This is a genomic window from Streptomyces speibonae (genome assembly GCF_984686075.1).
Window position 1 is genome coordinate 8,182,022 of the sequence record NZ_OZ480260.1, and the last position, 15,614, is coordinate 8,197,635.

The window sequence follows — 15,614 nt, forward strand, 5'->3', positions numbered from 1 at the left end:
TCACCGTGCGCCGTCCCCCTTGATCAGACACCAGTAATCACCGTGGCGCCCGATGCCGATGCGGTCGCCTCGCGGCACCAGCGCGGGGTCCGGGTGGCCGACGGCCGCCATGGAGCAGGCACGGTCGCCGACCTTGCCCCGCTCGGCCATGCGCCGGGCGGCGGCGACCGCCGTCGGTGAGGTGTGCCAGGTGGTGGTCACCGCCCGGTCCGGTCCGGCTGTCGGGGTGGCGGGCGGTGTGCGCGTCGCACTCGGCGCGGCGGGCTTCGGCGGGCGGGTCGGGACGGGCGTCAGGGCGGAGGACGACGGCGCGGGCTCCGAGTGCTGCGGCACGGGTGCCGGGGACTTGGACGCGGGCTTCGAGGAACGTTGCTCGGACGTCGACGGCTTGGGCGCGTGCTTCGACGGGCGCTGGATGGGTGCCGAGGGCTTGGGCGTGGGCTTCGAGGGCCGCTGGACGGGCGTCGAGGGCTTGGGCGTGGGCTTCGACGGCCGCTGGACGGGCGTCGAGGGTTTCGGCGCGTGCTTCGAGGGTGTCGGCGCGGGTGCCGAAGTCTGCGGACGCTTCGTCGCAGGCCGCGCCGGTTCGGGACGCGCGGGGGAGCCGGAGGGCGCGGGCACGGTGGAACGTGCCGAGGTTCCGGGCCCCGGGGGCCGCGCCGGCACGGGTGTCGGTGCCGCTCCCGTGCCGGGCGGGCGTACGCCCGTGCCGTCCGTCGCGGGCGGGCGGGGCCCCGGCTCCCTGCCCGGCGCCGCCGAGCCGGTGGCCGGCCGCTCACCCGGCACCGCCGGCTCGGTGGCGGGCCCCGGGATCCCCGGCCCCGTGCGGGTCGCGGCTCCCCCGCTCGGCGGGGCCGGCTGACGAGACCGGGATGTCGCCCCGGGGGACCGGGTGAGCGAGGGCGTCCCCGGGGCGGTGCCGGAGGGCTCCGTCTCGAACGTCCAGGACGGCAGCGGGTTCAGCGTGGGCAGGGACAGATCCGTCCCCGAGGGCCTGGGGGTGGGATCGCCGCCGTCCCGCCCGACCAACGCCCACACGCCGAGTCCCCCGAGGACGAGCAGGGCGGCGCCGCCCGCGATCCACGGGGCACGTCGGGGTGGGCGTCGGTGACGGTTCATGGTCCCACTGTGCTATGCGACCCGGTGGGGCGCCTGCCGCATCGGCCGGACGTTGTGCCGTGCGCCCGGTTGTACCGTCCGTCCGGGTGACGTGACCGATCCCGTGGCCGTAGGCGGGTACCTTCCCCGGTCAGTCGTTGACGTCCCGGTTGAAGTCCTCGGCACATGCGTCACGTTCGCTCTGGGTGTCGGCCTGCCGGACACAGTCGTCGAAGTCCTTGAACTCGTCCGAGTTGAGGATCGACGCGCCGATCGCGATGATCACCACGGACGCGGCCAGCCCCAGCGCGCCGAGTACCGCCCCGACGATGGACATCGCACCGTGCGGGGCCCGGCCTCCCCGTGCCTTGCGGGCACCGATGACGCCGAAAACCACAGCCAGGAGTCCGAGCAGGGCACCACCGACGACGGTCCAGAAGAGGACGACCGCGAGGATGCCGAGGACGAGTGCGGCGACGGCCATTCCGTTGCCCCGCCGCACGCCCGTGTCATGCTGTGCGTTCATGGCGTCCGTGCGCGCCGGGGGGCGTTCCGGGTAGGACATGTCATCACACTCATCTCTGCATCGGTCCACGTGATTTGCCGTACGTGCCGATTGCCCCCGTACCGGCGGCGAATGCCTCCGGCCCCTCGTGCACCGTGCGTCGCCTTCCGCGCCGTGGACCCTCCCTGACCGTGCCGAGGTCAGCCCGCCTGGCCCGGCGAGGTGGACCGGGCGGCGTGCGGGCCGGACGGTGCGGGATGCGTGGCGTCGCGGCGCAGCAGGCCCGACAGGGACAGGGCACCGGGGCCGAAGAACACCAGGAGGAGGAAGCCCCAGCAGAACAGTGCCGGGGACAGACCGCCGTTCTGCAGCGGGAAGAGCCCGTCCTTCTGGTGCTCGGTGAAGTAGGCGAAGGCCATGGCGCCCGAACTGAGGAACGCCGCGCTGCGGGTCGCGATGCCGAGGAGGATGAGGGCACCGCAGACGAGCTCGATCACTCCCGCGTACCAGAAGGGCCAGTCGCCCGTGGGGGTGGCCTCCCGGTCGAGCACACCGAAGAGCGTGGCGGCGCCCTCGCTGGTGAACAGCACGCCGAGGACGATACGGAACAGGCCCAGAACGAGAGGCTGGTGGCTGGAGAGCCGATCGCTCAGGGGTGCGGTGCTCATTGCTGCGTACTCCTTGGATGAACGTGGCGCGACGGGTGCGGGCGACCGTGCGAGGAGCCGCCCGTTCTCCTCTTACGTGCGGGGGACGCCAAGAGTTCATCCCCGCGCTGTGCGGATTGTCTGGACCACCTGCCGTCCGTGCCGCATTATGACGCTGTCATGACATTCCGTGCGACGACGACTGGGACGGTGACCGTGCGCGGCTCCTTGGTCAGGACAGTTCTCGGCGCCCTCCTCCTGCTGGCGCCCTCGATGCCCGGCGTCGCGGCGGCGGCCGCCCCACCGGCGGCCCCGGACCGCACGGAGGCCGCCTCCGTCACCTCTGTCGACTCCTGGACGCCGCCGCTCAGTACGCGGGGCCGCTGGATCGTGGACGCGAACGGAGACCGGTTCAAACTCCGGTCCGGCAACTGGCACGGCGCCAGCGGCACATGGAAGGGCAGCGGCAGCACGGAGGATGACGCCAACCACCACGCCGGAGAGAACTCCCACCGGATCCCGCTCGGCCTCGACCGCGCGCCCATGGCGGAGATCATCGCCGGGTTCCACGAGATCGGGATCAACAGCATCCGGCTGCCCTTCTCCAACGAGATGATCCACGACACCCGCCCCGTCCGGGACGAAGCCGTCGCGGCCAACCCCGGCCTGAGGGAAAGGACTCCGCTCCAGGTCTATGACGCCGTGATCCGCGAACTCACCGGCTCCGGCCTCGCGGTCATCCTCAACAACCACACCAACACGACCCGTTGGTGCTGCGGAGTCGACGGCAACGAACGCTGGAACGCGAGCCGGTCCACACAGCAGTGGGAGGAGGACTGGCTGTTCATGGCCCGCCGCTACCGGGACAACGACCGTGTCGTGGGCGCGGACCTCTACAACGAGGTCCGCCGCTCCGTGTGGGACGACCCCAACTGGGGCCTCGGCGACAACCACGACTGGTTCACCGCCTCCCAGCGCGTCGGCGACCGCATCCTGACGGAGGCCGACCCCGACCTCCTCATCGTCGTCGAGGGCATCAACTGGACCGGCATTCCCGTCGACGGGTTCGCGCACGGCCGCCCCACCCTCGAACCCGCCCGCCATCTCTCCCACACCCTCGTCGACTCCGGCAAGCTCGTGTACTCCGCCCACTTCTACGGCTACACCGGCCCGAACCACACGGGAGCCACCGGAATCGGCGAGACCACCGACCCCCGCTACCGCGACCTGTCACCCGGCGAGCTGATCGAGGTCCTGAACCGCCAGGCCTTCTTCGTCGGCGCCGAGCAGGACCGGCACTTCACCGCGCCCGTGTGGATCAGCGAGTTCGGCGTCGGAGGCCGGGAGGAGAACAGCGCCGCCGACCGGGCCTGGTTCGAGAACTTCGTCGACCATCTGATCCGCACCGACGCCGACTTCGCGTACTGGCCGCTCGTCGGCTGGCACGAGAACCGCAGGGGCAACGGATGGGCCCTGCTGCACTGGGACGCCGCGGGCAACCGCATGGGCATCCACGACGGCGACGACTGGCGGGAGGGCGCGTGGACCCGGCTCGTCCGTGCCGCCGGCCGCACCGGCCCCGTCGCCCCGGTGGACCACTGGTCGATGCTCAGCCCCGACCACGCCGACTTCGTGGCCTCACGCCGTATGCGCGCGCTGCCCGACTGGGACTCCGGGGCCCGCAAGGCGGTGTGTCCCGACGGGCAGCGCCTGCTCGGCCTCGCCCACACGGGCAACCGGGGCCTGTGCTCCGACGTGACCGCCGGGCCGCTGTGGGACCCGGCCGGCGGCCACCAGGTCGTCAAGGACGAGCGGTACGTCCCGCCCGGCGGCGACTGGGCCTCCGGCTACACCAAGCTCCAGTGCCCCGCGGGCCACTTCCTCACCGGCTACAGCGTCCGCGGCGCCGCCGTCTCCGCCGCCCTGTGCGCGAAGGCCCCGGACGGCGCGCTCACCGGTACGAGCGGCCGCACCGTCTGGTTCGACCGGGGCGACAACCGGGGCGAGCGGCCCAAGGGCGGCGACTTCGCGCACGGCCACTACAAGGGCCAGTGCGCGGACGGCGAGTACGCCGCCGGCATCGCCTACACGGGCCGCTTCCTGTCCGCACGCACCCCGGACGCCCTCTACTGCCGCCCGCTCTCCGGCGGCACACCCTGACGACAGGGAGGCCATGGGCACGCGGGCTCACGGGGGCTGATCACCGTCCGGTCGCCCCGTCGATGAGCTCGCGGAGGATGTCCGCGTGGCCGGCGTGGCGGCCGGTCTCCTCGATCATGTGGGTGAGCGCCCAGCGGACACTGGGCGCGGGCCGGCCGGAGCGCGGGCGGGGCACGGGCGAGCCGAGGTCCGCGCACCCGTCCAGGACGTCGTTCGCCAGGGCCACCGCCTCCCGGTAGCGGGCGACGACCTCCGCCACGCCGTCCGAGGGTGCGGCGTGGAAGGTCGCCTGCCAGTCGGCCACCCGGTCCCCGAGGAACGTCGCCCGTTCGACGTGGGTGAGGTGGTTGAGCAGGCCGAGCAGGTTGGTTCCCGAAGGCACTCCGGCGGTACGCACCTGCGGTTCGGGTGCGTCCTCGACCTTCGCGGCGATCGAGGCGCGCAGGTAGTCGAGAAACCCGCGCAGGACCTCCGCCTCGCCGCTCCCGGTGCGGGGCGGCGGGGTGTCGTGGCGGACTCCGCGACGTGGTGCGGCGGACATGCTGCCTCCCGGCGGTGCCGTGTCGTTCACGCGGTGCGGCGGACGACGAGGATGTGGTCGGTGACTTCGGCGGTCGCTCCGCCCGGCCCGGTCGCGGTCCTGCGCGGCGAGTCGGCGTGTTCGACCGTCCACACCGCCGGGTCCAGGGCCAGGCCCTCGGCGACCTCCAGCGGGCCCGGGTACCGGACATCGGGGTCCTGATTCCACGACCAGGGGGCGGTCGAACCGTGATCGACGACCAGCAGCCGCCCGCCCGGGCGCAGGGCGTGCGCCGCGGTGCGCAGCACGGCCGCCCGGTCCAGTTCCAGGGGGGTGTGCAGGTAGTGGGCGGACACGAGGTCGAACCGGCCGTCCGGGAAGGACTCGCGCAGATCGTGCCGCTGGGCGCGGATGCGCGCGTCCAGACCGTGGGCGGCGGCCAGCGCGGTGAGACGCTCGACCGCCACGGACGAGACGTCGACGGCGGTGACCCGCCACCCCCGGCGCGCGAGCCACACGGCGTCTCCGCCGGGCCCGCAGCCGAGGTCCAGTGCGTCACCGGGCGGCAGGTCCGTGACGAACTCGGTCAGCCGTACGTTCGGCCGCGGTTCGGCCGCTGCCGGACGCGCGGCGTGGACGCCGTCCCAGAACGTGAGTGCGTCGGTGTCTGACATGTCGAGAGCTCCTTCGGTGGAAGGTGTCCGAGTGTCGCCCGGGCCGCCCCTGTACGGCACGGAAAGTTGCCGGAACGGCAAGCGCCCTGTGTCGCCCGGCACGGTGCCGTACCGGAGACTTCTGTCCGAGGGCCCGCGTCGGCGCGGGCCGCGGAGAAGGTGAGCGGCGTGCTGGAGGTCCCGCCCTGGCTGTGGATGCTGTTCGCCGCGACGGTGGTGGTGGCACTGACGGTGGACCTGCTCGCCCACCGCGCCGTGCACGTCATCGGATTCAAGGAGGGGGCCGCCTGGAGCGCCCTGTGGGTGGGGCTGGCCCTGGCCTTCGGCGCGGTCGTCTTCGTCGTCCTCGGCGCCACGGCCGGCACCGAGTACCTCACCGCGTGGCTGCTGGAGAAGAGCCTGTCCGTCGACAACCTCTTCTTCTTCGCCGTGATCTTCGCCCATTTCCGGGTGCCGCGTGTCCACCAGCACCGTGTCCTGTTCTTCGGGGTGATGGGCGCGCTCGTCCTCCGGGGTGTCTTCCTGTCACTCGGTGTCGCCGTGGTCAGCCGCTTCACGGCGGTGCTGTTCGTCTTCGCGGCGGTGCTCTTCTACAGCGCCTACAAGCTCCTCAAGGGCGAGGAACACGGTTTCGACCCCGACAGGAGCGTCGCCCTGCGGCTGCTCCGCAAGGTCGTTCCGGTGCGGGACGAGTACGCAGGCGCGCTTCTTCGTCAAGGAGGCCGGAAAGCGCGCGGCGACCCCGCTGCTCGCGGTGGTCGCCGCGATCGAAGCGGCCGACCTGGTCCTCGCCGTCAGTGACGGTCTCTTCGTCGTCTACACCAGCAACGCCTTCGCGATCCTGGGGCTGCGTGCCCTGTACTTCCTCCTCGCCGGACTGCTCCACCGGTTCCGCCATCTGGACGTGGGCCTCGCGGTCGGCCTGGGCTTCGTCGGCGTCAAGCTGATCCTCCAGGCCGTCCACGAGACGATCAGTGCCGACGTTCCGGAGATCCCCCCCGCCGGTCGGTCTCGCGGTCATCGCCGTCGTCCTGGCGGCCTCGGTAATGTTCAGCCTGCGGCGACCACGGAGAGAGCGGCGGGAGGGTGCCAAGGGGCCCGCCGACCGCCCCGGCGACGACTGAGCTTCCCGGCTCGACGCAGCCCGCGGGACGACGTCCGCACTTTGTCCCACTCGAGGAAAAAGGCGAGGGTCCGTGCGCGAAAGGGGTTACGCGTCCGGGCGACTCCCGCTAACTTCCTTGAAATGAACCGGTCATAACCCTGGTCACGGTGACGACCGGAGCCCGACGGCGCGACGGCGCGCGCCCGTACTCCTCACGGCAGGCCCCCGGGCCTGCCGCCACCCCCACATGCCTGGAGACTTCCGTGCGCACGAGACCGCTCGGACACAGACGTGTCCGCACGCTGCTGACGGCCGTGGCCTGCGCCATGAGCCTGGCACTTCCCCTGGGCCCGGCCGCCGCGGCCACCGCCCCGGCTACCGCCCCACCGGCCGCACGGGACGCCGCCGATGCCGCGGCGCCCGAGGACTTCCAACAGGTCACCCTCGCCAAGGGCGTCGCCGACATGGGCGAGCCCATGACCCTCGCCGTGCTGCCGGACCGCTCGGTGCTGCACACCTCGCGCGACGGCACGCTCCGTCTGACGGACGCGGCCGGTACCACCACCGTGGCGGGCAGACTGGATGTGTACAGCCACGACGAGGAGGGCCTGCAGGGCGTCGCCGCCGATCCCGGCTTCTCCTCCAACCGCTTCGTCTACCTGTACTACGCCCCCAGGCTGGACACCCCGGCCGGTGACGCCCCCGCGGACGGAACAGCGGCCGACTTCGCCCGGTTCGACGGCGTCAACCGGCTGTCCCGGTTCGTCCTCAGGACCGACGGCACCCTGGACCCGGGCAGCGAGAGGAAGATCCTCGACGTGCCCGCCTCCCGCGGCCTGTGCTGTCACGTCGGCGGCGACATCGACTTCGACGCCCAGGGCAACCTGTACCTGTCGACGGGCGACGACACCAACCCCTTCGCCTCGGACGGCTACACCCCCATCGACGAGCGTGCCTCGCGCAACCCCGCCTACGACGCGCAGCGTTCGTCGGGCAACACCAACGACCTGCGGGGCAAGATCCTGCGCATCAAGGTCAACGCGGACGCGACGTACAGCATCCCCGAGGGCAACCTCTTCGCACCCGGCACCGCGAGGACCCGCCCCGAGATCTACGCGATGGGCTTCCGCAACCCCTTCCGGATGAGCGTCGACAAGGCCACCGGCACCGTCCACGTCGGCGACTACGGCCCCGACGCCGGTACCGCCAGCCCTTCCCGTGGCCCCGGCGGACAGGTCGAGTTCAACCGGATCACCGAGGCGGGCAACTTCGGCTGGCCCTACTGCACCGGAAAGAACGACGCCTACACCGATTACGACTTCGGCTCCGGCAGCTCGGGCGCGCGCTTCGACTGCGCCGCGCCGAAGAACACCTCGCCGCGCAACACCGGCCTGACCGACCTGCCGCCCGCCCAGCCCGCCTGGATCCCCTACGACGGCGCCTCCGTCCCCGAGTTCGGCAACGGATCAGAGTCGCCCATGGGCGGTCCCGTCTACCGCTACGACGCCGACTCCGCCTCCGACGTGAAGTTCCCCGCCGAGTTCGACGGCGACTTCTTCGCCGGTGAGTTCGGCCGCCGCTGGATCAAGCGGATCGACACCGGCGGCGACGGCACCGTGCAGTCCATCAACGCCTTCCCCTGGAACGGCACCCAGGTGATGGACCTGGCCTTCGGCCCCGACGGCGCCCTCTACGTCCTCGACTACGGCACCGGCTACTTCAACGGCGACGCCAACTCGGCCCTGTACCGCATCGAGCACGTCACCGGCGGACGCGCCCCCGTGGCCCAGGCCGCGGCGGACACCACCTCCGGCACGGCCCCCCTCACCGTCGGCTTCTCCTCGGCCGGCACCTCCGACCCCGACGGCGACGCACTCGGCTACGCCTGGACCTTCGGCGACGGAGCCACCTCCACCGCGGCCCACCCGTCCCACACCTACACCGACAACGGCCAGTACACCGCGACGCTCGAGGTCACCGACGCCACCGGCAAGAGCGCCACGGCGTCCGTGCGGATCACCGTGGGCAACACCGCGCCGACCGTACGGCTCGACACCCCGGCCGACGGACGCGTGCACGACTTCGGCGACGCCATCCCGTTCAAGGTGACGGTCACCGACCCGGAGGACGGCACGATCGACTGCTCCAGGGTGAAGGTCACCTTCATCATCGGCCACGACAGCCACGGACACCCGCAGACCTCGGCCACCGGCTGCACCGGCACCCTGCAGACCCTGGCGGACGGGGAGCACGACCCCAACGCCAACATCTTCGGCGTCGTCGACGCCGAGTACACCGACCGGGGAGCGAACGGCCAGCCCGCGCTCACCACCCACGACCAGCACATCACCCAGCCCAGCCACCGGCAGGCCGAACACTACGGCGACTCCGCCGGAGTGACCGTCATCAACCACACCCCCGCGCACGGCGGCAGGACCGTCGGCGACATCCACGACGGCGACTGGATCTCCTTCACCCCCTACAGCCTCGACAACGTCACCGGGTTCACCGCCCGCGTCTCCTCCGGAGGCAGCGGCGGCACCCTGGAGGTCCGCGCGGGCTCCCCGGCCGGCACCCTGCTCGGTACGGCCGCCGTGCCGGTCACCGGCGGCTGGGAGACCTTCCAGAACGTCACGGCGCCCGTGACCGGCGGGCCGGCCGGCACCACGACCCTGTACCTCGTCTTCAAGGGCGGCGCGGGCGCGCTGTTCGACGTGGACGAGTTCTCCTTCACCACCTCCCCGGGCGGCACCCGCACGGGTGAGGTGAGGGGGGTGAACGGCAAGTGTCTGGATGTGGACAACGCGGGCACGGCGGACGGTACGGAGATTCAGATCTGGACGTGCAACGGGACGGGGGCGCAGCGCTGGACGGTGGCGGACGACGGCTCGCTGCGGGCGTTGGGCAAGTGTCTGGACGTGTCCGGTGGCGGGAGTGCGGACGGTACGCGGATCCAGTTGTGGACGTGCAACGGGACGGGGGCGCAGACGTGGGCGGCCCGGTCGGACGGCACGGTGGTCAATCCGCAGTCGGGCAAGTGCCTGGACGCCTCGGGCGGTACGTGGAACGACGGGACGCCGGTCCATCTGTGGACCTGCCACACCGGACCCAACCAGAAGTGGACCCTGCCGTAGAAAGGAGGCGAGCAACGATGCGCACCCTGTTCACCCGAGCGCTCAGCCTGTGCGCCGGCGCCCTGCTCTGCCTGACCCCTCAGGCCACCGCCGTACCCGGTCCCGCCCCCGGCGCGCAGACGCAGGCCGGTACGACCGCCGCGGCGGCCGACCCGGCGTACCGCGTCCTCGTCTTCTCCCGGACGGCGGGCTTCCGCCACTCCTCGATCGACGAGGGCATCGCGGCCCTGCGTGACCTCGGAGCGGCGAACAACTTCACCGTCACCGCCACCGAGGACCCCACGGCCTTCACCACCGCCCACCTCGCCCAGTACCGGGCCGTGGTCTTCCTCTCGACCACGGGCGACGTCCTGGGCCCGGCCCAGCAGACCGCCTTCGAACAGTACCTGGGGGCGGGCGGCGGCTACGTCGGCATCCACGCCGCCGCCGACACCGAGTACGACTGGCCCTTCTACGAGGGACTGGCCGGCGCCCTCTTCCAGTCCCACCCCGCCATCCAGCCCGCCACCGTCCGGATCGAGGACCGGGCCCACGACGCCACCGCCCACCTGGCCCGCACCTGGCAGCGCACGGACGAGTGGTACAACTACCGCACCAACCCCCGCACCACCGCCCACGTCCTGGCGTCGCTGGACGAGTCCAGCTACTCCGGCGGCACCATGTCCGGCGACCACCCGATCGCCTGGTGCAAGGACTACGCCGGCGGCCGGGCCTTCTACACCGGCGGCGGCCACACGGAGGAGTCCTACGCGGACCCCGCGTTCCGACGGCATCTGCTGGGCGGCATCCGCTGGGCCGCCGGCACCACGCAGGCCGACTGCCGCCCGGAGACCGGCTACACCTCCCTGTTCGACGGCACCGGCACCACCGGCTGGAGGCAGGCGGGCCCCGGCGGCTTCACCCTGGCCGACGGCACCCTCACCTCGCACGGCGGAATGGGCCTGTTCTGGTACGACGCCGAGGAGTTCACCGGCGACTACTCGCTCAAGCTCGACTGGAAGCTGAGCGGTGACGACAACTCCGGTGTCTTCGTGGGCTTCCCCGCCTCCGACGACCCGTGGTCGGCGGTGGACAACGGCTACGAGATCCAGATCGACGCCACCGACGCGGCCGACCGCACCACGGGCGCCGTGTACGGCTTCCAGTCGGCCGACCTCACCGCACGCGACGCCGCGCTGAATCCGCCGGGGGAGTGGAACACGTACGAGCTCCGCGTCACGGGGGAGTGGCTGGAGATCTTCCTGAACGGCCGGAAGATCAACGACTTCACCAACACCGACCCGGCGCGCAGCCTGCGGCAGGGCCACATCGGCCTGCAGAACCACGGCGACGGCGACGAGGCGGCCTTCCGCAACATCCGGATCAAGCAGACCGGGTCCCCCACCGAGCCCCGCACGGGTGAGGTGAGGGGGGTGAACGGCAAGTGTCTGGATGTGGACAACGCGGGCACGGCGGACGGTACGGAGATTCAGATCTGGACGTGCAACGGGACGGGGGCGCAGCGCTGGACGGTGGCGGACGACGGCTCGCTGCGGGCGTTGGGCAAGTGTCTGGACGTGTCCGGTGGCGGGAGTGCGGACGGTACGCGGATCCAGTTGTGGACGTGCAACGGGACGGGGGCGCAGACGTGGGCGGCCCGGTCGGACGGCACGGTGGTCAATCCGCAGTCGGGCAAGTGCCTGGACGCCTCGGGCGGTACGTGGAACGACGGGACGCCGGTCCATCTGTGGACCTGCCACACCGGACCCAACCAGAAGTGGACCCTGCCGTGAGGTGAAACGGGTCCGGCGGGCACGGAGCCCCGGTGCCCGCCGGACCGTTCCCCTCGCGCGGCGGCCTCGTGTGCCACTCTCGCCTCGAACGTGTGATGATCTGAAGGGAATGTCCCGCCTTCAGTAGCCATGACACAGAAACCATGACGCAGGCGAACCCTGAGTCATGGAATCCGCGGAGAGTCCGGTGACCGGCCGGCCGGGAGGAGGGGAAATGGCGGCTGCGGACCAGGAGCACACCCCCGGCACCGCGCTGGCCGGCATGCTCGCCACGCTCGGCACGGCCGCCTACGTCGTGGACATGCAGGGACACATCGTGGCCGTCAACGCCCTGGCCGAGCGGCTGCTGCGGCGGACGGCCGCGGAGCTCGTCTCGGGCGACGCCCACGACCTGCTGCACCGTGACGCCCGCGGCGGGCCGATCCCGAGGGCGCAGTGCCGCATGCGGCCGGCCTTCATGGCGGGCCGTCCCGCCCAGGCGGATCTGGAGTGGTTCGAACGCGGAGACGGCTCTCTGCTCCCCGTCTCGTGGATGCTGACCCCCGTCGACCTCGACGGCGACGACATGTCCATGCTTCTGCTGTTCCATCCCCGGGACGACGACGCCGAGCCCGCGGCGCGGCCCGGCCACAGCGGCGGAACCCTGCAGGAAATCGAGAAGCTCGCGCTGCTCGCGGAGATGACCACCCAGCTGACCTCCACCCTCTCCGCGGACGAGGCCCTGCGCCGTCTCGTCTCCCTGGTGCTGCCGCGCCTCGCGGACTGGGCGGTGATCGACCTGATCAGCGAACGCGACGAGGTGTGGCGCAGCAAGGTGGTCCACCTGGAGAACGGCACCCTGGTGTCCCGCCGGGAACTGGAGGGGCCGATGGCGCCCGTGCCCGCCGAGTCCGTGATGCCGTTGTCCCGGGCCCTGCGGGGCGTGGCCTCGGCCCTCACCGCACCGGAGGACTACGACCGTTCCCCCGACACGGGCATCGCGGTCGAGCAGCGCCGGCTCTTCGAGGTCACGGGCATGCACTCGGCGGCCATCGCACCGATCCGGGGCTTGCGCGAGGTGCTCGGGGCGCTGACCCTGGGGCGCTCGGAGCACCCCGAGAAATTCACCGCCGCGGATCTGGCCCTGCTGGAGGACATCACCCGGCGGGCCGGCCTGGCCCTGGACAACGCACGCCTCTACCAGCGGCAGCGCAAGGTCGCCGAAACCATGCAGCGGTACCTGCTGCCGCAGCTTCCGCGCGTGCCCGGACTGGAGATGACCTCTCGCTACCTGCCCGCCCCTGACGCCTCCCACGTGGGCGGCGACTGGTACGACGCCTTCGCCCTGGCGGAGAACGCCACCGCCCTGGTGATCGGCGACGTCGCCGGACACGATCTGGACGCCGCGGCGGGCATGTCCCAGCTGCGCAACGTGCTCCGCGCCTACGCCTGGGCCCAGAAGGAACCGCCCAGCCGGGTGGTGGAACGCCTGGACCGGGCGGTGCTCAGCATCACGGACGTCTCCATGGCCACGCTCGTGTTCGCCACCCTGACGGCGGGGGAGGACGGGCAGTGGGAGCTGCAGTGGACCATCGGGGGCCATCCACCCCCGCTGCTGGTCACACGCGGGGGCGTCGCCCGGTATCTCACGGAGGGCGGCGGCATCCTCCTGGGCACCGGCACGGACCGGCCGCGGTCCGACGGCGCGGAGGTCCTGCCGCTGGGGTCCACCCTCGTGCTGTACACGGACGGACTCGTCGAATCCCCGAGTCACTCCATCGACGACGGCCTGGAGCGGCTGCGGCGCAATGCCGCGGCCCTGGCCCACCGGCCGGTGGAGACCTTCACCGACGAACTGCTCAGCCGGGCGCGGTCGGCCGACAACGACGACGACGTCGCCCTCCTGGCCCTGCGCATCGGCACCCGCTCCACGACCCGGTGACGTCAGAACGGCAGCCGTCCGCGCGCCCGCCGGCCCGCGGAACCGCTGCGGCCCACCGCGCGGGAGCTGGAGCGGAAGGGCTTGCTGAAGAGCCGCCCGAGCGGACCCGGTGCCTTTGACCCGGCCCGGGAACCCGCGCCGAGCACGCGTTGCGTCCCGTTCTGCGGGTGCCGGGAGAGACGTGGGACGAGAAAGGCGAGCACAGCGATGACCACACAGACGACGACGATGCCGACGACCATCACGAAGCCTCCGATCGAGGAAATCGAGGAAGGGGACACCGGACCGGTCGGCCCGTGTGTGAAGCGATTGCCCCGATCCCGCGTTCACACGCGCCTGGACCCGGCCCCCGGCAGTGACCGCGTGGCGTCACCCTGAAGGTCAGGACGTCACCTCGGGCATGCGGCCGGGTGCGCTCTCGCTCCTCGCGGCCGCACGCGCGATGTTGCGGGCCATGCCGCCGAAGACGAGGGCGTGGAAGGGAGAGACGGCCCACCAGTAGAGGTGACCCGGAAGGCCCCGCGGGTGGAAGAAGGCGCGCTGCCGGTAGCGCGTACGGCCCTGGGCGTCCGTCTCGGCACGCAGCTCCAGCCACGCCAGGCCGGGCAGGCGCATCTCCGCCCGCAGCCGCAGCAGCCGTCCGCGTTCGATCTCCTCGACACGCCAGAAGTCCAGCGAGTCCCCCACCCGCAGACGCTCGGCGTCGCGCCGCCCGCGACGCAGGCCCACCCCGCCGGCGAACCGGTCCAGCCGGCCGCGTACCGCCCAGGCGAGCGGGAACGAGTACCAGCCGGTGTCACCGCCGATGCCCTCGATCACCTTCCACAGCGCCTGCCGCGAGGCGTCGACCGGCCGCTGCCGCTCGTCCCGGTAGAGGCTGCCGCCCGCCCAGCCGGGGTCGGTGGGCAGCGGATCGCTGGGCGCACCGGGCACGGAGGCGGACGACCAGCGGGTGGCGACCTGCGCCTCCCGGACCCGCCGCAGGGCCAGTGCCAGCGCGGTGTCGAACGGGAGCGGCAGACCGGGGGAGTCGGGCACGTACCGGGCGATGTCGTGCTCGTGGCACACGACCTCGTGACGCAGTGACTCCGTCAGAGGGCGGGCGATGGACGCCGGCACCGGCGTCACGAGCCCCACCCAGTGGCTGGACAGCCCCGGGGTGAGCACCGGGACCGGCAGGACCACCCGCCGGCGCAGACCGGCGACCGCGGCGTAGCGGGCCATCATGTCGCGGTAGGTCAGCACGTCCGGCCCGCCGATGTCGAAGGCGCGGTCGACATCGGCGGGCATGGTGGCGGACCCGACGAGGTAGCGCAGCACGTCGCGGACCGCGATGGGCTGTGTCCGGGTGTGCACCCAACGGGGTGTCACCATCACGGGCAGCCGCTCCGTCAGATAGCGCAGCATCTCGAACGACGCCGACCCCGATCCGATGACGACGGCCGCGCGCAGCACGGTGGCGGGCACCGGTGCGTCGAGGAAGATGTGCCCGACCTCGGCCCGGGAACGCAGATGCGGCGACAGGGACCGCTCGGGCACGCCCCGCGGTGTCAGCCCGCCGAGATAGACGATCCGGCCCACCCCCGCGGCGTGCGCCTGCGCGGCGAACACCTCCGCCGCCCGGCGGTCCGTCTCCTCGAAGCGCGCGCCGGTGCCGAGGGCGTGCACGAGGTAGTAGGCGACGTCGACGCCTTCCATGGCCTCGGCGACGGAGGCGGGGTCCGTGACATCGCCGCGCACGGTCTCGACGTCCGGGGCCCAGGGGTGGTCGCGGAGCTTGCCGGGGGAGCGGGCCAGACACCGGACCCGGTGGCCGGCCGCGAGGAGTTCCGGAACCAGCCGCCCGCCGATGTACCCCGACGCGCCGGTGACCAGGCAGCGCAACCGCGCGGTGCGCCCTTGCCCCTGCCCGTCCACGGTCCCTCCCTGGGGTCTCGCGATGCTTCCTTCCCGCCCGTCCGCGACGGGGGGTCCGCGACCCATCCTGGAGGAGGTACGCGCCGTGCGCGCCCCGAAGCGGGTGCGGGGGTGGCGGTCGTTCCGCGGCGAGCCGGCACACGTGAGCGCTCCCGTTCGCG

At 72.3% G+C, this 15,614-nt stretch carries 12 protein-coding genes and 1 pseudogene; 6 read left to right on the forward strand and 7 right to left on the reverse strand.

The genetic code is table 11. The annotated features are described in order from the left end of the window. A complete protein-coding gene (locus tag AC5L3C_RS36495) occupies positions 1-201 on the reverse strand; it encodes a hypothetical protein (protein WP_493653423.1) in 201 nt (66 codons plus the stop codon). Here AC5L3C_RS36495 and AC5L3C_RS36500 point away from each other — a divergent pair. Beyond that, on the forward strand, positions 191-862 hold the full coding sequence (locus AC5L3C_RS36500; RefSeq protein WP_493653425.1) for a hypothetical protein: 672 nt from the start codon (positions 191-193) through the stop codon (positions 860-862). The two genes, AC5L3C_RS36495 and AC5L3C_RS36500, sit on opposite strands and share 11 nt — an antisense overlap. 387 nt (positions 863-1,249) lie before the next feature. On the opposite strand, the gene AC5L3C_RS36505 is transcribed toward AC5L3C_RS36500, so the two are convergent. Next, positions 1,250-1,663, reverse strand: coding sequence for a DUF4190 domain-containing protein (locus AC5L3C_RS36505; RefSeq protein WP_493653427.1), 414 nt, complete (start codon positions 1,661-1,663; stop codon positions 1,250-1,252). A 140-nt stretch (positions 1,664-1,803) separates the two neighbouring features. Continuing rightward, entirely contained in the window at positions 1,804-2,271 is a 468-nt protein-coding gene (locus AC5L3C_RS36510; protein WP_493653429.1) for a DoxX family protein, read from the reverse strand. Positions 2,272-2,430: 159 nt separating this feature from the next. Between AC5L3C_RS36510 and AC5L3C_RS36515 the strand changes: the two genes are divergently transcribed. After that, on the forward strand, positions 2,431-4,410 hold the full coding sequence (locus AC5L3C_RS36515) for a glycoside hydrolase family 5 protein (protein WP_493653430.1): 1,980 nt from the start codon (positions 2,431-2,433) through the stop codon (positions 4,408-4,410). A 40-nt stretch (positions 4,411-4,450) separates the two neighbouring features. Here the strand turns inward: AC5L3C_RS36515 and AC5L3C_RS36520 are convergent, their stop codons facing one another. Both AC5L3C_RS36520 and AC5L3C_RS36525 read right to left on the reverse strand, forming a co-directional pair. Next, positions 4,451-4,951: a DinB family protein gene (locus tag AC5L3C_RS36520; RefSeq protein ID WP_493653432.1), complete on the reverse strand. Its 501-nt coding sequence runs from the start codon at positions 4,949-4,951 to the stop codon at positions 4,451-4,453. Between the two features lie 26 nt (positions 4,952-4,977). Further along, positions 4,978-5,604: a class I SAM-dependent methyltransferase gene (locus AC5L3C_RS36525; protein ID WP_125509739.1), complete on the reverse strand. Its 627-nt coding sequence runs from the start codon at positions 5,602-5,604 to the stop codon at positions 4,978-4,980. 168 nt (positions 5,605-5,772) lie between these two features. Here AC5L3C_RS36525 and AC5L3C_RS36530 point away from each other — a divergent pair. The 4 genes and pseudogenes from AC5L3C_RS36530 (at position 5,773) to AC5L3C_RS36545 (ending at position 13,536) form a co-directional block, all read left to right on the forward strand. Next, positions 5,773-6,728 (forward strand): annotated as a pseudogene (locus AC5L3C_RS36530) (TerC/Alx family metal homeostasis membrane protein). A gap of 244 nt (positions 6,729-6,972) precedes the next feature. Then, entirely contained in the window at positions 6,973-9,843 is a 2,871-nt protein-coding gene (locus AC5L3C_RS36535; RefSeq protein ID WP_493653433.1) for a lectin, read from the forward strand. Positions 9,844-9,860: 17 nt separating this feature from the next. After that, positions 9,861-11,615: a lectin gene (locus AC5L3C_RS36540; RefSeq protein ID WP_493653434.1), complete on the forward strand. Its 1,755-nt coding sequence runs from the start codon at positions 9,861-9,863 to the stop codon at positions 11,613-11,615. A gap of 214 nt (positions 11,616-11,829) precedes the next feature. Continuing rightward, the gene (locus AC5L3C_RS36545; protein WP_493653436.1) at positions 11,830-13,536 is read left to right on the forward strand and encodes a PP2C family protein-serine/threonine phosphatase; all 1,707 of its coding nucleotides are present in this window, start codon (positions 11,830-11,832) and stop codon (positions 13,534-13,536) included. A 2-nt stretch (positions 13,537-13,538) separates the two neighbouring features. On the opposite strand, the gene AC5L3C_RS36550 is transcribed toward AC5L3C_RS36545, so the two are convergent. Both AC5L3C_RS36550 and AC5L3C_RS36555 read right to left on the reverse strand, forming a co-directional pair. Continuing rightward, positions 13,539-13,781, reverse strand: a complete 243-nt coding sequence (locus AC5L3C_RS36550) for a DUF6411 family protein (protein ID WP_125509743.1) — start codon at positions 13,779-13,781, stop codon at positions 13,539-13,541. Between the two features lie 136 nt (positions 13,782-13,917). Next, positions 13,918-15,519, reverse strand: coding sequence for an SDR family oxidoreductase (locus AC5L3C_RS36555; RefSeq protein WP_493653438.1), 1,602 nt, complete (start codon positions 15,517-15,519; stop codon positions 13,918-13,920). Between the last annotated feature and the right edge of the window lie 95 nt (positions 15,520-15,614).